Here is a 19,444-nt window from a genome sequence, read left to right on the forward strand (position 1 = left end):
CCGCTCCCTGATTTTCCTGAGGTTTTTGCATGAGCCAGTCCTTTGATATCGCCGTAGTCGGCGCAACCGGTACTGTCGGCGAAACCGTTGTGCAGGTTCTGGAGGAGCGCAATTTTCCGGTGGGCAATCTGTACCTGCTGGCCAGCATCGAGTCCGCAGGCCACTCGGTGCCGTTTCGAGGCAAGAATGTGCGCGTACGTGAAGTCGACGAATTCGATTTCAGCACGGTGCGCATGGCGTTTTTCGCTGCGGGGCCTGCGGTCAGTCGCAGTCACGCCGAAAAGGCGGTAGCGGCGGGGTGCACGGTCATCGACCTGTCGGGGACATTTACCTCAACCCAGGCGCCGAATGTGGTGCCGGAAATAAATGCTACGCTTTTGCACAGCCGTGGCGTCGCTCCCTGTCTGGTTGCCAGCCCAAGTGCTTCTGCCACTGCGGTTGCCCTGGCTCTGGCGCCGTTGCGCGGCCTGATCGATATCCAGTCGGTGACGGTAACGGCGTGTCTGGCGGTATCGGCACTGGGGCGTGAAGGCGTCAGTGAGCTGGCACGTCAGACCACCGAGCTGTTGAATGTCCGTCCGCTGGAAACCCGGTTTTTTGATCGCCAGATGGCGTTCAACCTGCTGGCTCAAGTGGGTACTCCAGATGTGTCGGGGCACCTGCCGCTGGAAAGGCGTCTGGTCGAAGAATTGCGCGAACTGCTGGCGCTGCCATCGCTCAAAGTGTCTGCGACCTGCATTCAGGTACCGGTGTTCTTTGGTGACAGCTTCACTGTAGCGCTGCGCACGGCCGGAGCGGTCGACGTGGCGGCGGTCAATGCTGCACTCGAGTCTGCAGACGGGGTCGAACTGGTCGATGCGGGTGATTACCCTACGCCGGTGGGCGATGCGGTGGGCCAGGACGTGGTTTATGTGGGACGCGTCAGGACGGGAACCGACGATTCCGAGCAGCTCAATCTGTGGCTGACCTCGGATAATGTGCGCAAAGGCGCTGCGCTCAACGCTGTGCAGGTTGGCGAATTGTTGATAAAAGACTATGTGTAAAAGATACTTGGCAACAATTTGAATAATTGTTTTAGCGGCGATACGCCTTACACCCAAATGCAGGACTACCTCCCCGGATCTCGGGGAATCTTTAAACAAGGGATGGGCTATGGTTCAGGTTCGTAAACTGGTATTAGCAATCGCTGCGGCATCAGCGCTGTCATCGGGTATGGCGCAGGCGCTGGGGCTCGGGGAATTGTCGGTCAAGTCGACCCTGAATCAGCCATTGGTAGCGGAAATCGAGTTGACCGAGGCTCAGGGGCTCAACGCAACGCAAGTTGTGCCCAGCCTGGCCACCACGGCCGACTTCGCGCAGGCGGGGGTGACCCTTCAGGCATTTCTCAACGATCTCACCTTTACCCCGGTTATCAATGCCAGCGGTAAAAGTGTCCTGCGCATTACATCCAGCAAGCCGGTGCGCGAGCCTTATGTGAAGTTTCTGGTTCAGGTGCTCTGGCCCAATGGCCGGTTGCTGCGTGAATACAGCCTTCTGCTCGATCCGCCGAAATTCTCTCCCGAGGCAGCCGCTGCGGCCGCTGCCCCGGCCCCGGCCCCCGCTGCCGCGCCCGCCGCGCCTGCGCAACTGGCAACAGTAGCCCCTTCGGCAGAAGCGCCGGCAGCCGAGGCACCGGCACCGGCTGCCAACCCAGCCGCAGTGCCGCCGCCAGCCGCCGACAAGCAGTCGCAGTACGTCACCGCCAATAACGACACCTTGTGGGAAATCGCTGCCAAGGTGCGTACGGGCGGGACTGTCCAGCAAACCATGCTGGCGATTCAGGCGTTGAATCCGGATGCGTTCATTGGTGGCAACATCAACCGCCTGAAAAAGGGGCAGGTGCTGCGTCTTCCAACGCCGCAACAGACCACCGCGCTGCCGCAATCACAGGCAGTGGCAGAAGTTTCCCGCCAATACAGCGCCTGGCGTGAAGGTCGCCGTCTGCCGGCCGGTACCCGTCAGGTCGATGCTACCCGTCGTGACCGTGCGGGCGCGGCGCCTTCCAAAGTCGATACCTCCGACAACCTCAGCCTGGTTTCGGCAAGCGGCAAGCCTGCGGCGAAAGGTGCGGCGGGCGACGGTGACCTTGGCAACAAGCTGGCCGTGGCTCAGGAAGCGCTGGATACCACACGTCGCGACAATGCCGAGCTGAAAAGCCGCATGAACGACCTGCAAAGCCAGCTCGACAAGTTGCAGCGTCTGGTCGAGTTGAAAAACGGTCAGTTGGCCAAGATGCAGGCCGCTGGCGCCGCCGTGCCTCCTCCTGCCGCCACTCCTGATGTCGCGACGCCTGCCAATGCGGCAGTGCCTGCCTCGCTGGTCGACGCTAACGGTGCGCCGGTCAAACCGGCCGGCGAGATCGCGCCTGAAGATGCGCTGCCTGCAGGTGCTGCCGAAGTTGCGACGCCGGCGCCAGAGCAGCCGCTGGCGGTGGAGCCGGTTGCTGCAACTGACGAGGATGAGGATGCACTGCAGAAAATCATCAACAACCCTGTGCTGCTTGGCCTGATCGGCGGTGCGGTACTGCTGATTCTGGCCTTGCTGCTGTTGTTCCTGGCGCGTCGTCGTGCGGCGAAGGCCGAGGCCGAGAAGCACAAGCGCATGGCACGTGCGCTGGCCGAGGAGTCTGATTTCGTCTCTGACATGGACATGAATGCACCGCCCGCCAGCTTCGACGGGCTTGATGTGCCGCCGCCCAACGTGCGTATGGGCGGCGCCGCAGCCGCCGCTGCCGGTCGTGAACGTCCTGCCGATCCGCTGGTTCAGGCCGAGATCCATATCGCTTACGGGCGTATGAATCAGGCGATCGAGTTGCTGGAAGAAGCCGTCAACGAAGACCCCAAGCGCGACGATATCCGTCTGAAACTGATGGAAATCTACGCCGAGCAGGGTAACAACAAAGCCTATGCCGCCCACGAACGTAAACTGGTGGCTGCGGGAAAGCTTGAAGCTGAGGTCGAGCAGCGGGAAGAACTTAACTCGACCATGAAGCCGGTGGCACCTGTTGCTGCGCCGCTGGCTTCTGAAGCCTCATCGGCTGCTCCTGCCGTCGCTGCAGCCGCCGCGGCGGCTACAACAGCCGCACTGGTTGCAGAGCTTGATGCCAAATATCTCGAAGAACTGCTGGCCGATGATGCGGCAGAGCAGGATGCCGAGCCTGAGCCCGAGCCCGAGCCCGAAATTGTTGCTACACCTGAACCTGAGCCGGCAGTAGTCGCGCCGCTGGCCGCAGAGCCTGTTGAAGAGGCAGACCCGTTCGATAACGATTTTGACTTGAGCCTGGACGAGTTCGAAGAACCGTCTGTGCCTGAAGTCTCTACTGTGAATGACATCGATGACCTGATGCTCGACGAGCCCAAGGTATCGGCGGTAGCCGATGACGAAGAGCTGAGCTTCGAGTCGGTCATGCAGCAGCAGGAAGAGGCCCGTGCAGCGACAACGCCGCAAGACCTTGCCGACTTCGACCTCGATCTGTCCGAGGAAGACCCGGCCCTCAAGAGCGAAGATGATTTCCTGCTCGGTCTTGGCGAGGATCCACTGGATTTGGGTGAAACCTCGCCTGTACCGCCGGTCAGTGATGACCTGGAGCTTCCAGAGGATTTCGACCTGTCGCTGGCGGACGAGATTGAGACCGATCAGGCAAGTCAGGCGTTCGCGACTGAAATCGATGACGTCAATGCCGAGCTTGAGCGTCTTTCGCAGAATCTTGAGCATCCGCCGCTCGATGAGCCGAGATTCACTGCCGAGGATGCGGCAGCGCTGGATGACGAGCCGGACTTCGACTTCATGGCCGGTACTGACGAAGCGGCGACCAAACTCGATCTGGCGCGTGCCTACATCGACATGGGCGATGCGGACGGCGCTCGGGATATTCTTGATGAGGTCGTCACCGAGGGCGATGACGGTCAGAAAAGCGAAGCGCGGGAGATGCTTTCGCGGCTGGCCTGATTCAACCCCGGCAACCTTCACACGGCCGCTTATGCGGCCGTTTGCATTTCAGATGTCCCGCTTGAGTAGCGTGTTTTTTTTGCGGCCGTATAATGGCCGACTTTTCGCGAACCGACAGGCTGTACCACTTTGGCGAATATAGATAACCCGGCCGCCGAGATGGCGGCCGAGGGCTTTTCCCGAATCGCGCTGGGCGTTGAATACAAGGGCTCGCGCTATTGCGGCTGGCAGCGTCAGGCGTCCGGCGTGCTGACCGTGCAGGAAACCCTTGAAGACGCGTTGTCAAAAGTGGCCGCGTCACCGGTTTCACTGATGTGTGCCGGTCGCACGGACGCGGGCGTGCATGCCTGCGGTCAGGTGGTGCATTTCGACACCCAGGCCGAGCGCAGCATGAAGGCCTGGGTCATGGGCGCCAATATCAATCTGCCCCATGATGTCAGTGTCACCTGGGCCAGAGTCATGCCCGCCACCTTTCATGCGCGCTTCAAGGCCATTGCCCGGCGTTATCGTTACGTGATCTACAACGATCAGATCCGTCCGGCGCACCTGAACCAGGAAATTACCTGGAACCACCGCCCGCTGGATGTCGAGCGCATGGCGCAGGCTGCCGAATATCTGGTGGGTACTCACGATTTCAGCGCCTTTCGCGCCGGTCAGTGTCAGGCCAAGTCGCCGGTCAAGCAGTTGCACCATCTGCGCGTGACCCGTCACGGCAAGATGATCGTCATTGATGTGCGCGCCAATGCCTTTCTTCATCATATGGTGCGCAATATCGCCGGTGTACTGATGACCATCGGTACCGGAGAGCGACCGATCGAGTGGGCGCGGGAGGTGCTGGAAAGCCGGATTCGGCGCACCGGTGGTGTCACGGCCCATCCTTACGGGTTGTATCTGGTCGGGGTTGAGTACCGTGATGAATTCCCGCTGCCCGAGCGCTATATCGGCCCCCATTTTCTTACGGGCTTTGCGGAATTGGACGGCTGACGATCCGGGCCGCATTTGCTAACATCCGGGACTTTCCGAAAGGCCTGAGGTTACTCACGACATGTCAGCCGTTCGCAGCAAGATCTGCGGGATTACCCGCATAGAAGATGCACTGGCTGCCGCCGAGGCAGGTGCCGACGCGATCGGCCTGGTGTTCTACCCGAAAAGCCCGCGTGCGGTGACGGTATTGCAGGCGCGTGCCATTATTGCCGCGCTGCCGCCGTTCATCACCACGGTGGGCCTGTTCGTCAACGCCAGTCGCTGCGAGCTCAACGAGACACTGGATGCGGTTGCGCTGGACATGCTGCAGTTTCATGGCGATGAGACACCCGAGGAATGCGATGGGTATCATCGCCCGTACGTCAAGGCGCTGCGGGTCAAGGCCGGTGATGACATTGCCGGGGTCTGCCGGACCTATCGCAATGCACGCGGCGTGCTGCTCGATACCTACGTCGAAGGGGTGCCCGGCGGTACCGGAGAAACCTTCGATTGGGCATTGATTCCGGACGACCTGGACAAGCCGGTCATTCTGGCAGGCGGGCTGACGTCGGCCAATGTGGCGCAGGCCATCGCTCAGGTCCGGCCCTATGCAGTGGATGTCAGCGGCGGCGTTGAAAAGAGCAAGGGCATCAAGGATCGGGAGAAGATCCTGGCGTTCATGAGTGCGGTGCACGGCACCTGATGTGACGGCTATTGATCGGCCGCCGTCCATAAGCCTGTCCGCGCCAAGAGGCACGCGGGTCGAATCGAGTAAGCGGTGGTGCCACTGAGCAACGCCGTCGTTGTGAAAAATCGGGGTGAGGGGTGCGCAGGTCCGGCCGTGAGTCGATCGCTATCCTTTCATCGTCGTCCATATACGAATTTATCCGAGGGCATGCGACTGGCGTTTGATTTGTCAGTCGTTCGAGCCACACCGGTACTGGAGATATAAAGCATGAGCAACTGGTTGGTAGACAAACTGATCCCATCGATCATGCGTTCCGAGGTCAAGAAGAGCTCGGTTCCCGAAGGCCTCTGGCACAAATGCCCGTCCTGTGAGGCGGTGCTGTATCGCCCTGAGCTGGAAAAGACCCTGGACGTCTGCCCCAAGTGCAACCACCACATGCGTATCGGCGCACGTGCACGACTGAACATTTTTCTGGACGTCGAAGGGCGCGAAGAGCTGGGTGCCGATCTTGAGCCGGTCGACCGTCTGAAATTCCGCGACGGCAAGAAGTACAAGGATCGCCTGACCGCTGCGCAGAAGCAGACCGGTGAAAAGGACGCGCTGATTTCCATGAGTGGCACCTTGCTGGGCATGCCGGTGGTGGCTTCGGCATTCGAATTCTCGTTCATGGGCGGTTCGATGGGTGCCATTGTCGGCGAGCGTTTCGTACGTGCCGCCAACTACGCGCTGGAAAATCGCTGTCCGTTCGTCTGCTTCGCCGCTTCCGGCGGTGCGCGGATGCAGGAAGCGCTGATCTCGCTGATGCAGATGGCCAAGACGTCTGCCGTTCTGGCGCGCCTTCGCGAAGAAGGGCTGCCGTTCATCTCGGTGCTGACCGACCCGGTCTACGGTGGCGTTTCCGCCAGCCTGGCCATGCTGGGTGACGTTATCGTCGCCGAGCCCAAGGCGCTGATCGGTTTTGCCGGTCCGCGGGTCATCGAGCAAACTGTTCGCGAGAAGCTGCCTGAAGGCTTCCAGCGCAGCGAATTCCTGCTGGATCACGGCGCTATCGACATGATCGTCTCGCGCAGCGAGCTTCGTCCGCGCCTGGGTAACCTGCTGGCACAGATGATGAACCTGCCGACCCCTCGTTTTGTCGCCCCCGTTATCGAGCCAATCGTCGTCCCGCCGGCCCCTGCGACGATATGACTTCTACGTCCCTGAGCGACTGGCTCGCTTACCTGGAGCAACTGCATCCGTCTGCCATCGACATGGGGCTGGACCGGTCTCGACAGGTGGCGCTGCAGCTGGGGCTTACCCGCCCGGCGCGCCGGGTGATCACGGTGACGGGCACCAACGGCAAGGGTTCAACCTGCGCCTTTGTCGCCGCCTTGTTGCAGGCTCAGGGCCTGAAGGTCGGTGTCTACAGTTCCCCGCATCTGATTCGCTATAACGAGCGGGTAAAGGTGCAGGGCGTCGAGGCAACCGACCTGGAGTTATGCGATGCCTTCGCTGCGGTCGAAGCGGCACGCGGCGACGTCACCCTGACTTATTTCGAAATGGGCACGCTGGCGGCATTCTGGCTGTTCGAGCAGGCCCGGCTCGATGCGGTCGTTCTGGAAGTCGGTCTGGGCGGTCGCCTGGATGCGGTCAATCTCGTCGATGCGGATATGGCGCTGGTCACCAGTATCGGGGTCGATCATGCCGAGTACCTGGGCGACACCCGTGAGTCGGTCGCCTTCGAGAAAGCCGGGATCTTTCGCGCAGGTTGTCCTGCGCTGTGCGGTGATCCGGCGCCACCCGAGCCGCTGCTGGCCAAAGCCCGCGAGCTGGGCTGTCCGTTGTTGTTGCGTGGCCGGGATTTCGATCTTTCCATAGGCGATGACAGCTGGGACTGGCGCGGTGTCGCTCACGGCGAACAGATCGAGCTGCGCGGTCTGCCGCTGCTCGACCTGCCCATGCAGAATGCAGCGCTGGCGCTTCAGGCCTTCGCCCTGCTGGGGTATCCATTGCAACCGGATGCGACAGGCAAGGTACTTGCCGAGACCCGGCTCGCCGGTCGTCTCGATCGCAGGGTCGTCAAGTGGCACGGCAAGTCGCTCAACCTGCTGCTGGATGTAGGCCATAACCCCCACGCGGCACAGTTTTTGGGGCAGCGCCTGGCGCGGCAGCCGGTTGGCGGCAAGCGTCGTGCGGTGTTTGGCCTGCTCAGCGACAAGGATCTCGACGGTGTGGTCGCGCACCTGGCGCCGGTCATTGAAGAGTGGGCCGTTGCGCCGCTTCCGACCTCGCGCAGCCGGCCGGCAGAGGAGTTGCAGACGGCCTTGCAGAACCTTGGGGCCCGCGTGACGTCCTATCAGAGTATCGCGTTGGCGCTGGAAGCTCAGTGCGCGCATGCCACGCCCGATGACGAGATTCTGCTGTTCGGTTCATTTTACTGTGTTGCCGAGGCCCTTGAATGGTTGGCCCGGTACACCGATGAGGACGCTGCAAATGGCTTTGCTGGATAACGTATTCAAGCAGCGAATGGTGGGAGCACTGGTGCTGATCGCCGTGGCGGTCATCTTCCTGCCCATGCTTTTCACGCGTGAAGATGAAACACGTCAGGTGCAGGTCGAGGCCCCAGCCGCGCCCCAGGCGCCCGCGGCTTCGCAGGTGCGGGTCGATCCGGTGCCTGTTCCGGAGCCTCAGGTTCTGCCTCAGGAGCCTGTGCCGGGTGACGATGACATGAGCAGCAGCCAGCCGCCTTCCATGCCGATCGCGCCTGCGCCGACCGCCCAGACCGCACCTGCCGCTCCGGCCTCCAAAGCAACTGCCAAACCTGCACCTGCACCTGCACCGGCGACAGCGGCTGCACCTGCGGCCCCCGCCAAACCTGCGGCACCTGCTGGCGTCGACGCCAACGGCCTGTCGATCAGCTGGTCGGTGCAGTTGGCGAGCATGTCCAATCGTGCGAATGCCGACAATCTGCAAAAAACGCTGCGCACCCAGGGCTACAATGCCTACATTCGCACCGCTGATGGTGTGAACCGGGTGTTTGTCGGCCCGCTCATCGAGCGCGCCGAGGCCGATCGTCTGCGTGATCAGCTCGACAAGCAGCAAAAGCTCAAGGGTATTGTGGTGCGCTTTCAGCCCGAGCGCGGTTGACCGTTCGGCACCTGGTGCCCCTGGCACAAAGGAAAATGCCTCGCGCCGGTAATCGCTGCTTACCGGCAGGCGGGCGCTCTGCTAAAATGCGCCGCCTTATCCGTCTGCAGGCTGCAACGTGCCATTTACTCCGGTTGACTGGGCAATTCTCGGAATTGTCGCCATCTCCGCCCTGATCAGTCTGAAGCGCGGCTTCGTAAAAGAAGCACTGTCGTTGACGACGTGGATCATTGCAGGTGTTGTGGCCTGGATGTTTGGCGCAGGGCTGTCGCAGTATCTGGTCAATTACATAGAAACACCTTCGGCCCGCGTGATCGCGAGCTGTACCATTCTTTTTGTCGCCACCCTGCTGGTAGGCGCCATGGTCAATTTTCTGATAGGCGAGCTGATTCGCGTCACCGGGCTTTCCGGGACCGATCGTTTTCTCGGCATGGTCTTCGGCGCAGCGCGCGGAGGCCTGCTTGTCGTTGTGGCGGTAGGGCTGTTGAGCCTGGGGCCGGTGCAACAGGATCAATGGTGGCAGCAGTCCAGGCTGGTGCCGCAATTTCTCATGGTCGCTGACTGGTCGAAAAACCTGATTCTCGGGATGTCCAGCAAGTGGCTCGCCAGCGGCATCAGCGTACCCGCTGACATGCCGTTCAAGGAACAGATCCTGCCGTCTACAATGCCGCAGGATGTGCTCGGTAAATCCAGTTCCACTAAGTAGGGGTTGTGTCGCATGTGTGGCATCGTCGGTATCGTCGGCAAGTCGAACGTCAATCAGGCGCTGTATGACGCGCTTACCGTCCTCCAGCACCGCGGCCAGGACGCTGCCGGTATCGTAACCAGCCATGATGGCCGGTTATTCCTGCGCAAGGACAACGGATTGGTGCGCGATGTGTTTCATCAACGTCATATGCAGCGTCTGGTCGGGCATATGGGCATCGGTCACGTGCGTTACCCCACCGCGGGCAGTTCGACGTCGGCCGAGGCTCAGCCGTTTTACGTCAACTCGCCTTACGGCATCACGCTGGCGCACAACGGCAACCTCACCAACGTCGAGCAGCTGGCCAAGGAAATTTACGAGTCCGACCTGCGCCATGTGAACACCAATTCCGATTCGGAAGTGCTGCTCAACGTGTTCGCCCATGAACTGGCCGTGCGTGGCAAGTTGCAGCCAACCGAAGAGGATATCTTCGCGGCCGTGACCGACGTGCACAATCGCTGCCGCGGTGGTTATGCGGTCGTAGCCATGATCACCGGCTACGGTATCGTCGGCTTCCGTGACCCGGACGCCATTCGTCCTATCGTGTTCGGCCAGCGTCACACCGACGAAGGCGTCGAGTACATGATCGCCTCGGAAAGCGTATCGCTGGACGTGCTGGGCTTTACCCTGATTCGCGACCTTGCACCGGGCGAAGCGGTCTACATCACCGAAGACGGCAAGCTGCACACCCGTCAGTGCGCGGCCAACCCCAAATACGCTCCGTGTATCTTCGAGCACGTCTATCTGGCGCGCCCGGATTCGATCATCGACGGTATCTCGGTCTACAAGGCGCGCCTGCGCATGGGCGAGAAGCTGGCCGACAAGATCCTGCGCGAGCGTCCGGATCACGATATCGACGTGGTCATCCCGATTCCGGACACCAGCCGTACTGCGGCGCTGGAGCTGGCCAACCATCTGGGCGTCAAGTTCCGCGAAGGCTTCGTCAAGAACCGTTACATCGGCCGGACCTTCATCATGCCGGGCCAGGCTGCGCGCAAGAAATCCGTACGCCAGAAGCTCAACGCCATCGAGCTGGAGTTCCGCGGCAAGAACGTGATGCTGGTGGATGACTCCATCGTACGCGGCACGACCTGCAAGCAGATCATCCAGATGGCCCGCGAAGCCGGTGCCAAGAATGTCTACTTCTGTTCTGCAGCCCCGGCTGTGCGCTACCCCAACGTCTACGGCATCGACATGCCGAGTGCTCACGAGCTGATTGCCCACAACCGCACCACGCAGGACGTGGCCGACCTCATCGGTGCCGACTGGCTGGTCTATCAGGACCTGAATGACCTGATCGAAGCGGTCAGCGGCAGCAAGAAAATCAAGATCGACAACTTCGATTGCTCGGTTTTCGACGGCAAGTACGTGACCGGCGACATCGACGAGCATTATTTGAACCGGATCGAGAGCGCGCGTAATGACGCCTCCAAGATCAAGACTCAGGCAGTGAGCGCGATCATCGATCTGTACAACAACTAATTGGGCAAGGAGTGGGCGGCATGACTCAGGAATGGGATGCAGGTCGGCTGGACAGCGACCTTGAAGGCGTAGGTTTCGATACCCTAGCCGTACGTGCCGGGCATCACCGCACACCGGAAGGAGAGCATGGCGAGCCCATGTTCTTCACCTCCAGTTACGTATTTCGCACCGCCGCCGACGCGGCTGCGCGTTTCTCCGGTGAGGTGCCGGGCAACGTCTACTCGCGTTACACCAACCCGACGGTGCGTTCGTTCGAAGAGCGCATTGCCGCACTGGAAGGTGCCGAGCAGGCCGTCGCTACGGCGACCGGCATGGCGGCAACCCTGGCTGTGGTGATGAGCCTGTGCAGCGCCGGTGATCATGTGCTGGTGTCACGCAGCGTCTTCGGCTCGACCATCAGCCTGTTCGACAAGTACTTCAAGCGCTTTGGTGTCGAGGTGGATTACGTTCCTCTCGCCGATCTGAGCGGCTGGGACGCGGCGATCAAGCCCAACACCAAAATGCTCTTCGTCGAATCGCCGTCCAATCCCCTGGCTGAGCTGGTCGACATCGCGGCGCTGGCCGAGATCGCCCACGCCAAGGGCGCGATGCTGATCGTCGACAACTGTTTCTGCACGCCGGCCTTGCAGCAGCCGCTGTTGCTGGGCGCTGATATTGTCGTGCATTCGGCCACCAAGTTCATCGACGGCCAGGGCCGTTGCATGGGCGGCGTGGTTGCCGGGCGCAGCGAGCAGATGAAAGAAGTGGTCGGCTTCCTGCGTACTGCCGGGCCGACGCTCAGCCCGTTCAACGCGTGGATCTTCCTTAAGGGCCTCGAAACCCTGAACCTGCGGATGCGCGCTCACTGTGCCAATGCTCAGGCACTGGCCGAGTGGCTCGAGCAGCAGGACGGCATCGAAAAAGTCCATTACGCCGGACTGAAGAGTCACCCGCAGCACGAGTTGGCCCAGCGTCAGCAAAAGGGTTTCGGCGCTGTGGTGAGCTTCGAGGTCAAGGGCGGCAAGGACGGCGCATGGCGCTTCATCGATGCCACACGACTGATTTCGATCACTGCCAACCTGGGTGACAGCAAAACCACGATCACTCACCCGAGTACCACCTCTCACGGTCGCCTGGCACCTCAGGAGCGTGAAGCCGCAGGTATTCGCGACAGCCTGATTCGGGTTGCAGTGGGGCTGGAAGACCTGGCTGACCTGCAGGCTGACCTGGCTCGTGGTCTGGCGGCGTTGTGAGTAGCGAGGCCAGCAATCCGGCCAGTGGCAAGCCGGGCGAGGAGTGGGCGTTGAAATTTGCCAGTGTCCACAACGGTCGTGTCGCTCTGGTGACCGGTGCCGCTCGCGGTATCGGGCTCGGCATTGCAGCGTGGCTGATTGCCGAAGGCTGGCAAGTGGTGCTGACCGATCTGGATCGTGCGCGTGGCTCGAAAGTGGCTGGTGCGCTGGGTGAAAATGCCCTGTTCATTGCCATGGACGTTGCCAGTGAAGAGCAGGTCGCAGCGGGCGTGGCCGAGGTGCTTCGGCAGTTCGGTCGTCTCGATGCGCTGGTGTGCAACGCTGCGATCGCCGACCCGCACAACACGACGCTGGAAAGCCTTGAGCTGTCGCACTGGAACCGTGTGCTGGCAGTCAACCTCGGCGGTCCGATGCTGCTGGCCAAGCATTGTGCGCCATACCTGCGTGCGCATTGCGGCAGCATCGTCAACCTGACCTCCACACGCTCTCGCCAGTCGGAGGCCGATACCGAAGCTTATGCAGCCAGCAAGGGCGGTCTTATGGCGCTGACACATGCGCTGGCGATCAGCCTGGGGCCGGAGATTCGCGTCAACGCTGTCAGCCCTGGCTGGATCGACGCGCGTGACCCCTCGTTGCGCAGAGCCGAGCCGTTGTCCGAGACCGATCATGCCCAGCACCCGGCCGGCAGGGTAGGGACGGTGGAGGATGTTGCGGCGATGGTTGCCTGGCTGTTGTCCAGAAACGCCGGTTTCGTCACCGGGCAGGAGTTCGTGGTCGACGGCGGCATGACGCGCAAGATGGTGTACGCCGAGTAGTTTGCGCGGGCGAGCTTCGATTGAGCTATTGCTTGTGCTTTTGGTGTGTGGTGAGGGTTTTGTGATTGAGGCGGTTTTTAAAAAAACTTCAATCAGGCTATTGACTTAGGTTCGTTAGGTGCGTAAATTTCGCGGCCTCAACGAAGCAAAGGGTGATTAGCTCAGCTGGGAGAGCAGCTGCCTTACAAGCAGCGGGTCGGCGGTTCGATCCCGTCATCACCCACCATCGTTGAGTTTGAAAGCTGAAGTACGAGGGCTTTCAAAAGTGATTTTACAAAGCTTTCACGGACGCAAGTCCACAATGCGCAGCGGTAGTTCAGTCGGTTAGAATACCGGCCTGTCACGCCGGGGGTCGCGGGTTCGAGTCCCGTCCGCTGCGCCATATTTGTACAGATCGGGTTCGCCGGGTCTGCGATTGAAAAGCCCAAGGGTCTTTCAGTCACGTGTACAGGAAGCAGCCTACCCAAGGTTTGTTTCAAACAGGTTTACAGCGATACGCAGCGGTAGTTCAGTCGGTTAGAATACCGGCCTGTCACGCCGGGGGTCGCGGGTTCGAGTCCCGTCCGCTGCGCCATACACCGCTTCAAGGCCCTTGAACTCCTTGAAGCAAACAAGAAAGCGGCCCTAGGGTCGCTTTTTTGTTGTCTGCGTTTTGTGTGTCTGCGAGCCGGGGTTCGTGCGCCTGGGCATGGGTTGTATCCAAATCCTTTTGAACTGTACGTTGATCCAGCGTCGACCTTGTTGCAGACTTACCGCCATTTACCAGTTCGCAGTCTTGCTGGCAGTCTTTTCCTTCCTCAGGATTTTCGATGTTTAAGCTACTGAACGTTCGTACCGCCTTCTGGATTTCTGCCGTGTTGATGGCAGCCGGCTGTTCATCGCCCAAGCAGGCGGTTTACGATCATGAACACTTCGACGACGCTGGAACCTTCTCCCGAAGCTATCCTGCGACCGACATGGCTTACTGCGAGGCAGGGCGGCGTGCCTTGCTGAGTCAGGGCTATATCATCACCAGCAGCGATCCGAAGATGATTGCCGGCCGCAAGAGCTTCCAGCAGACCGGCGATACGCATATCGAGATCAGCTTCAATCTGGTGTGTGCCGCCGATGCGAAGGATGGCAATTCCACCATGTTTGCCAACGCCCTGCAGGACCGTTACGCGCTGAAGAAAACCAACAACTCGGCCAGCCTCGGTGTAGGCGTGCTGGGCTCCGTGTCGATGCCGATAGGCTCGACTGACGACTCGATGGTCAAGGTCGCCAGCGAGACCGTCTCGTCAGCGAAGTTCTACGAGCGCTTTTTCGGTCTGGTGGAAAACTTCCTGCCGCCTGAAGTGAAAAAGGCTGCGCATATTGTCGAGAAGCCCAAGGCCGACCTGGGTGTGCCTGACACCGCTCCCGCAGCCCCGGCGGCTCCCGCCAAGGCTGCCGCGCCTGCGAAGCTGGCGCCTGCGTCGTCAGAAAACGCGCCGAAGGCCGAGCATGCTGCCGAACCGGTTACGCCTGCTGCAAGCGAACCTGTGCCTGCGCCGTCTGAACCGGCTTCGTTCAAGACAGAAACGGTCGAAACACCGGCCGCAGAACCTGCAGAAAGTACCACTCCCACGCCAGTCGAGCCCGCCCCGGTGCAGTAAAGTGTGGTGCGGAGCGTCGGTAACGAAGCCTGTCTTGCCCACGCTCCGCGTCCTGCCCTTGTGACGCAGAGCGTCACGAACTGCATTCCCACGCTGGAGCGTGAGGAACGATAGTCGTCAGGGATAACACCATCGTGCCCATGCTCCGCGTGGGTACGCCGGTCTGGACGCTCTGCGTCCTCTTGCGACGCAGAGCGTCACGAACTGCATTCCCACGCTGGAGCGTGAGGAACGATAGTCGTCAGGGATAACACCATCGTGCCCATGCTCCGCGTGGGTATGCCGGTCTGGACGCTCTGCGTCCTCTTGTGACGCGGAGCGTGAGGAACGAGAGATATCCTCGGCCTCAGCCCAGAAACAACCGGTAAGCCGGGTTCTCGCTTTCATCCCAGTACCGGTAACCAATCTCATCCAGCGCAGCACCGACCAGATGCCGCTCTTCCTCCGGCACCACCAGCCCGGCAACCACTCGGCCATCGGCTGCGCCGTGGTTGCGGTAGTGGAACATGGAGATGGTCCAGCGCCCGCCCAGGCGGTTGAGGAAGTTGAACAGCGCGCCCGGTCGCTCCGGGAACTCGAAGCGCAGCACCACTTCATCGTCGACCCGCTCGGCATGCCCGCCGACCATGTGGCGGATGTGCAGTTTGGCCAGTTCGTTGTCTGTCAGGTCCAGCACCGGGAAGCCTTGCCCGGTCAGGCTGGCGATCAGGGCGCTGCGTGGGTCGTTCTCGGGATGGGTCTGCACGCCGACGAAGATGTGCGCCTCGCGGTCGGTGTGATAGCGGTAGTTGAATTCGGTGATCTGCCGCTTGCCGATGGCCTCGCAGAACGCCTTGAAGCTGCCCGGTTGCTCGGGGATGGTCACGGCAATGATCGCCTCGCGGCCTTCGCCCAGTTCGGCGCGCTCGGCCACGTGCCGCAAGCGATCGAAGTTGACGTTGGCCCCTGAATCAATCGCCACCAGCGTCTGGCCGCTGACGCCGCGCTGCTCGACATACTTCTTGATCCCGGCCACGCCCAACGCGCCGGAGGGCTCGGTGATCGAGCGGGTGTCATCGTAGATGTCCTTGATCGCCGCACAGATCTCATCCGTGCTGACGGTGATCACTTCATCGACATAATGGCGGCACACTTCAAAGGTGTGATGGCCGATCTGCGCGACCGCCACGCCATCGGCAAACAGCCCGACCTGGCTCAACACCACGCGCTCCCCGGCGGCCATCGCCGCCTGCAGGCAGTTGGAATCGTCCGGCTCGACGCCGATCACCTTGATCTCCGGGCGCAGGTATTTCACGTAGGCCGCGATACCAGCAATCAGACCGCCACCCCCGACCGGAACAAAGATCGCATCCAGCTGGCCCGGTTGCTGGCGAAGGATCTCCATCGCCACAGTGCCTTGCCCGGCGATGGTGTCGGGGTCGTCATACGGATGGATGTAGACGAAACCTTGTTCGTCGACCAGCTTCAGCGAGTAGGCCAGCGCTTCCGGGAACGAATCGCCATGCAGCACCACGGTGGCTCCCCGCGAGCGCACGCCTTCGACCTTGATCTCCGGAGTGGTGCGCGGCATGACGATGGTCGCCTTGATCCCCAGCTCACGCGCTGCCAGCGCCAGGCCCTGGGCATGATTGCCTGCCGAGGCCGTCACCACGCCCCGTGCGGTCTGCTCTGCGGGCAGTTGCGCGAGCTTGTTGTACGCACCGCGAATCTTGAACGAGAACACCGGCTGCAGGTCTTCGCGCTTGAGCAGCACCTGATTGCCCAGCCGTTCGGACAGCTGGCGAGCGCCTTGCAGCGGCGTTTCGATGGCAACGTCGTAGACGCGCGAGGTGAGGATTTTGCGCGCGTAATAGTTGAGCAGAGCGTGCGGGTCCTGGCTCATCGCATCGTCTCTTCATACGTCGTGCCTGGATACTCGGTGAACGCGCGCGGCAGACCGATAATCAGGTCCAGAGAAGCGAGAAGGGCGATAGAGCGAGGGATGGCGATCATGTCTGACTCCTGATTCGGCAATTGTTGCCCGGGAGACAGAAGAAACCCGCCTCCAGGGCGGGTTTTTGGCAAACGTCGGCTAACCCGCCATGACTGGAATGACGGTAATAATAATCTGGCCGATGTTGTGCTTGATGAGGTTCATGAGCAGGAGGTTAGGTCGACACTGGCATGCAAGTCAATAGCGCCCGTCCGCTATACGGGTGAGGGGATGCTGAATCGACCACGGTCTTTTTCGTCTGTTTGACAAGAATCAACATTTTTATTTCACATTGGCACTTTAATGTTGATCTTGCGGTCAGTTATTTCAGCTTTGATTATCACCCCCACTCACTCAGCCAAGAGGGCGAAGAAATGGACGAATACCAGGAAGAACTACTCGAATACCGTGCATCGGAACTGGACCCGGTAGAGCCTGCCGACGACGCTACCGAACTGTGAACGGCTTCATGCGCTTTGACGCTGGCTGCGGCGGAACTCTCCCGGAGTCTGCCCGTTCCAGCGTTTGAAGGCGCGTTGAAAGGCTTCGGCAGAAGCGAATCCCAGCAGGTAGGCGATCTCCCCGAACGCCAGTTCAGTGTCGCGAATGTACGTCATTGCCAGGTCGCGCCGCGTGTCATTGAGCACTGCGCGAAAGCATGTACCTTCCTCAGCCAGCTTGCGACGCAGCGTCCAGGTCGGCAGTTTGAGCCTTGCTGCCACTTCCTCCAGATCCGGTTCACTTCCGCCGTTCAATAACGGCCCCAGCAATTGAATGATGCGTTCACGCAGGCTGCGGGTGCGGGTCTGTTGTTCCAGTTCGCTTTCGCACAGCTGCAACAGGTGCCGCCAGGTACTTGGGCAATGGTCGGGGTTGCGCAATGCCAGGCTGGTCTGGTCCAGATGCAGTTGGTTGGTCGCCGCGCCAAATACCATCGGGTTATCACTCAGTACGGCGTATTGCGCGGCATAGTCAGGCGCTTCGAATTCGATCTCGACGCGTTGTGCGCGCAGCTCTGTACCTGCCAGCGTGGAAAGCTGAGCCAGCCAGCCAGCTAAAATCGAGTCCACCACAAACCTGTTGTAAGCGTTATAGGGGCTGATTGAATAGAAGCGCATCCAGGCGCCGTCGGCATCCTCGTGGAAACTCGACTGGCCGCGATAATTGGAACCGTACAAGGGTTCAAAGCGAATCAGCGTGCGCGCCGCCTCGCGCACGTTGGGTGCCTGGGCCGCGGTGATACCGGCCAGACCGGCCTGCGCGAAACGACTCAGCTGGCCCATGCGCAAGCCCAGCCCGGGCTGGCCGGTCAGCTGGATGGCAGCGTGTCCCAGGCGCATGTAGCGCGGGATCGACAGCCGCGCCCGCGCCTGGCTCAGGCGAATCGGGTCAAGACCGTACTGCTCCAGCAGCGCGTCAGGGTTCCTGTCGAAACTGTTGACCGCATCGCTCAGGCTCTGGATGAAACCCACCGACAGATCACCCAGGCGCAGGGTCAGGGTCGGCATCGTCAAAGCCAGAGGTTGATCAGGCGCGCACCGCCAGCGGCAGCATTTTCCTGCTGCGGCTCGGCGATCGTCTGCCCAGCGTGGCTGGCAAAACTTTGCCCGGCCACGCCCTGATTCCAGAACTGCCCGCGCATGAACACGCTGATCCCCGCTTGCGCAGTACTTTGCGGAGCACGCCCGGTCAACGTCAGGTGATGCCAGGCTTCGCCCTCGCTAGGCGTGTCGGTCGGCACGTCGATGTCTGTATGCCTTGGCTTGCGCCACGGTTCGGACCAGGCGGCCTTGCCGATGACGAAGGCCGGCACCGCAATCAGTTGCGCACCGTTCTGGTTCAGGCGCGCGTAATTATCCGGGTACCAGCTGTCGCTGCCGATCAGCACACCCAGGCGCCCGGCAGGCGTGTCGATCACATTCAACGGTGCGTCGCTTGCCGTGCGCACATAACGCTTCTGATAGCGCTCGGGGTACAACTGACGCTGCGGCTGGCCGAGCGGCAGGCCATTGCTGCCAAACGTCAGGCTGCTGTTATACAGGGCGCCACTGCCGACTTTCAGTTGGCCATCTTCAACGCTGGGATCGGGCAGCACAATCGAGCCTGCCACCAGTGTGACGCCGAACTCTCTGGCCAGGCCGCCAAACAGTGTCTGATAGTCCCGCGCCATCGATCGGGCCTTGATCCGCAGGTGGGCGTCATCCAGACGGTCCCTGCCTTCGGCCCCCAGGATCGCCGTGATAAATTGCAACGGATTGCTCCACGACAGCCATTCCATGGCGTCATCCAGCGTGGTGGCTTGATAGAGCTGATCCTTCTCGCCACTGGCGAACAGCCAGGTGCCGATATGTTCCGGCAGTACCACCACCGTGCGTGGGTTGATCAGCCCCTTGTCACGGGCCTGTTGCAAATAAGCGGCGAGCTTGCGGTGCAGTCGCTCGCTGTTCTGGTAATCAGTCGGAAACAGTTCGGGCTCGATCCCCAGCAGGTTGCCGCGCTCACCGGGCTGGCCTTCATTGATGGCCAGACGAATGCGCAGATCGGACAGGTAGTGACCCGCCGGACGTTGATCGGTCCAGATCGCGTAGCTGACGAGGCTGGCAACGCTCAGCAGAACCAGGCAGATGGCGAAGAATTTGCGCATAAAAAGATCGAATGACGGCCATCGGGGAATTGTCGCCTAGGGTAGGGCTGCGTCGGGCGCTTGCCAAGTGCCACTGCGCGTTTGGATCAATAACTTGTCACTTTCGGTCATTGAGTGTGTGGCGGGATGCGTCTTTACTGGTGCCCATGAACCAGA

At 60.9% G+C, this 19,444-nt stretch carries 15 protein-coding genes and 3 tRNA genes; 15 read left to right on the plus strand and 3 right to left on the minus strand.

Translation table 11 applies throughout. The annotated features are described in order from the left end of the window. The first annotated feature begins 29 nt into the window (after window positions 1–29). From KUIN1_RS08620 to KUIN1_RS08690, 15 genes are all read left to right on the plus strand, one after another. Entirely contained in the window at window positions 30–1,043 is a 1,014-nt protein-coding gene (locus tag KUIN1_RS08620) for an aspartate-semialdehyde dehydrogenase (RefSeq protein WP_152091938.1), read from the plus strand. Window positions 1,044–1,152: 109 nt separating this feature from the next. Then, entirely contained in the window at window positions 1,153–3,987 is a 2,835-nt protein-coding gene (locus KUIN1_RS08625) for a FimV/HubP family polar landmark protein (protein WP_152091939.1), read from the plus strand. Between the two features lie 159 nt (window positions 3,988–4,146). After that, window positions 4,147–4,971, plus strand: coding sequence for a tRNA pseudouridine(38-40) synthase TruA (gene truA / locus KUIN1_RS08630; protein ID WP_004408281.1), 825 nt, complete (start codon window positions 4,147–4,149; stop codon window positions 4,969–4,971). A 61-nt stretch (window positions 4,972–5,032) separates the two neighbouring features. After that, on the plus strand, window positions 5,033–5,653 hold the full coding sequence (locus KUIN1_RS08635) for a phosphoribosylanthranilate isomerase (protein ID WP_004408280.1): 621 nt from the start codon (window positions 5,033–5,035) through the stop codon (window positions 5,651–5,653). A gap of 252 nt (window positions 5,654–5,905) precedes the next feature. Continuing rightward, entirely contained in the window at window positions 5,906–6,826 is a 921-nt protein-coding gene (accD, locus tag KUIN1_RS08640; protein ID WP_003318491.1) for an acetyl-CoA carboxylase, carboxyltransferase subunit beta, read from the plus strand. After that, a complete protein-coding gene (gene folC / locus KUIN1_RS08645) occupies window positions 6,823–8,127 on the plus strand; it encodes a bifunctional tetrahydrofolate synthase/dihydrofolate synthase (protein ID WP_011267159.1) in 1,305 nt (434 codons plus the stop codon). Before accD ends, folC begins: the two co-directional genes overlap by 4 nt. Further along, window positions 8,111–8,764, plus strand: coding sequence for an SPOR domain-containing protein (locus KUIN1_RS08650; RefSeq protein WP_011267160.1), 654 nt, complete (start codon window positions 8,111–8,113; stop codon window positions 8,762–8,764). Before folC ends, KUIN1_RS08650 begins: the two co-directional genes overlap by 17 nt. A 118-nt stretch (window positions 8,765–8,882) precedes the next feature. Beyond that, window positions 8,883–9,470 carry a CvpA family protein gene (locus tag KUIN1_RS08655; protein ID WP_003318487.1) on the plus strand — a complete coding sequence of 196 codons (588 nt, stop codon included), beginning with the start codon at window positions 8,883–8,885 and terminating at the stop codon, window positions 9,468–9,470. 12 nt (window positions 9,471–9,482) lie between these two features. Next, window positions 9,483–10,991 (plus strand): amidophosphoribosyltransferase, encoded by a 1,509-nt coding sequence (purF, locus tag KUIN1_RS08660; protein ID WP_003347797.1) that lies wholly within the window; start codon window positions 9,483–9,485, stop codon window positions 10,989–10,991. 20 nt (window positions 10,992–11,011) lie between these two features. Beyond that, window positions 11,012–12,223, plus strand: coding sequence for an O-succinylhomoserine sulfhydrylase (locus KUIN1_RS08665; RefSeq protein ID WP_011267161.1), 1,212 nt, complete (start codon window positions 11,012–11,014; stop codon window positions 12,221–12,223). 50 nt (window positions 12,224–12,273) lie between these two features. Further along, the gene (locus KUIN1_RS08670) at window positions 12,274–13,038 is read left to right on the plus strand and encodes an SDR family oxidoreductase (protein ID WP_153221455.1); all 765 of its coding nucleotides are present in this window, start codon (window positions 12,274–12,276) and stop codon (window positions 13,036–13,038) included. Window positions 13,039–13,188: 150 nt separating this feature from the next. Next, window positions 13,189–13,264 (plus strand) — tRNA-Val (locus KUIN1_RS08675). A 79-nt stretch (window positions 13,265–13,343) separates the two neighbouring features. Beyond that, a tRNA-Asp gene (locus tag KUIN1_RS08680) sits at window positions 13,344–13,420 on the plus strand. A 115-nt stretch (window positions 13,421–13,535) separates the two neighbouring features. Next, a tRNA-Asp gene (locus tag KUIN1_RS08685) sits at window positions 13,536–13,612 on the plus strand. Window positions 13,613–13,847: 235 nt separating this feature from the next. Further along, a complete protein-coding gene (locus KUIN1_RS08690) occupies window positions 13,848–14,672 on the plus strand; it encodes a DUF2242 domain-containing protein (RefSeq protein ID WP_011267162.1) in 825 nt (274 codons plus the stop codon). 346 nt (window positions 14,673–15,018) lie between these two features. On the opposite strand, the gene ilvA is transcribed toward KUIN1_RS08690, so the two are convergent. From ilvA to KUIN1_RS08715, 3 genes are all read right to left on the minus strand, one after another. Continuing rightward, the gene (ilvA, locus tag KUIN1_RS08700; RefSeq protein WP_011267163.1) at window positions 15,019–16,554 is read right to left on the minus strand and encodes a threonine ammonia-lyase, biosynthetic; all 1,536 of its coding nucleotides are present in this window, start codon (window positions 16,552–16,554) and stop codon (window positions 15,019–15,021) included. A gap of 557 nt (window positions 16,555–17,111) precedes the next feature. Then, complete coding sequence (locus tag KUIN1_RS08710; RefSeq protein WP_011267164.1) at window positions 17,112–18,152, minus strand: AraC family transcriptional regulator; 1,041 nt, start codon at window positions 18,150–18,152, stop codon at window positions 17,112–17,114. A gap of 2 nt (window positions 18,153–18,154) precedes the next feature. Continuing rightward, window positions 18,155–19,288: a carbon-nitrogen hydrolase family protein gene (locus KUIN1_RS08715; protein WP_011267165.1), complete on the minus strand. Its 1,134-nt coding sequence runs from the start codon at window positions 19,286–19,288 to the stop codon at window positions 18,155–18,157. Between the last annotated feature and the right edge of the window lie 156 nt (window positions 19,289–19,444).

Origin of the sequence: Pseudomonas sp. KUIN-1 (assembly GCF_009176725.1) — a bacterium.
In the GTDB taxonomy this organism is placed as follows: domain Bacteria; phylum Pseudomonadota; class Gammaproteobacteria; order Pseudomonadales; family Pseudomonadaceae; genus Aquipseudomonas; species Aquipseudomonas fragariae.

Bases quoted from the DNA above. Each gene is read 5' to 3' on its own strand.
- KUIN1_RS08620 (WP_152091938.1), top strand. From the start codon at position 30: ATGAGCCAGTCCTTTGATATCGCCGTAGTCGGCGCAACCGGTACTGTC.
- KUIN1_RS08625 (WP_152091939.1), top strand. From the start codon at position 1,153: ATGGTTCAGGTTCGTAAACTGGTATTAGCAATCGCTGCGGCATCAGCG.
- truA (WP_004408281.1), top strand. From the start codon at position 4,147: ATGGCGGCCGAGGGCTTTTCCCGAATCGCGCTGGGCGTTGAATACAAG.
- KUIN1_RS08635 (WP_004408280.1), top strand. From the start codon at position 5,033: ATGTCAGCCGTTCGCAGCAAGATCTGCGGGATTACCCGCATAGAAGAT.
- accD (WP_003318491.1), top strand. From the start codon at position 5,906: ATGAGCAACTGGTTGGTAGACAAACTGATCCCATCGATCATGCGTTCC.
- folC (WP_011267159.1), top strand. From the start codon at position 6,823: ATGACTTCTACGTCCCTGAGCGACTGGCTCGCTTACCTGGAGCAACTG.
- KUIN1_RS08650 (WP_011267160.1), top strand. From the start codon at position 8,111: ATGGCTTTGCTGGATAACGTATTCAAGCAGCGAATGGTGGGAGCACTG.
- purF (WP_003347797.1), top strand. From the start codon at position 9,483: ATGTGTGGCATCGTCGGTATCGTCGGCAAGTCGAACGTCAATCAGGCG.
- KUIN1_RS08665 (WP_011267161.1), top strand. From the start codon at position 11,012: ATGACTCAGGAATGGGATGCAGGTCGGCTGGACAGCGACCTTGAAGGC.
- KUIN1_RS08690 (WP_011267162.1), top strand. From the start codon at position 13,848: ATGTTTAAGCTACTGAACGTTCGTACCGCCTTCTGGATTTCTGCCGTG.
- ilvA (WP_011267163.1), bottom strand. From the start codon at position 16,554: ATGAGCCAGGACCCGCACGCTCTGCTCAACTATTACGCGCGCAAAATC.
- KUIN1_RS08710 (WP_011267164.1), bottom strand. From the start codon at position 18,152: ATGCCGACCCTGACCCTGCGCCTGGGTGATCTGTCGGTGGGTTTCATC.
- KUIN1_RS08715 (WP_011267165.1), bottom strand. From the start codon at position 19,288: ATGCGCAAATTCTTCGCCATCTGCCTGGTTCTGCTGAGCGTTGCCAGC.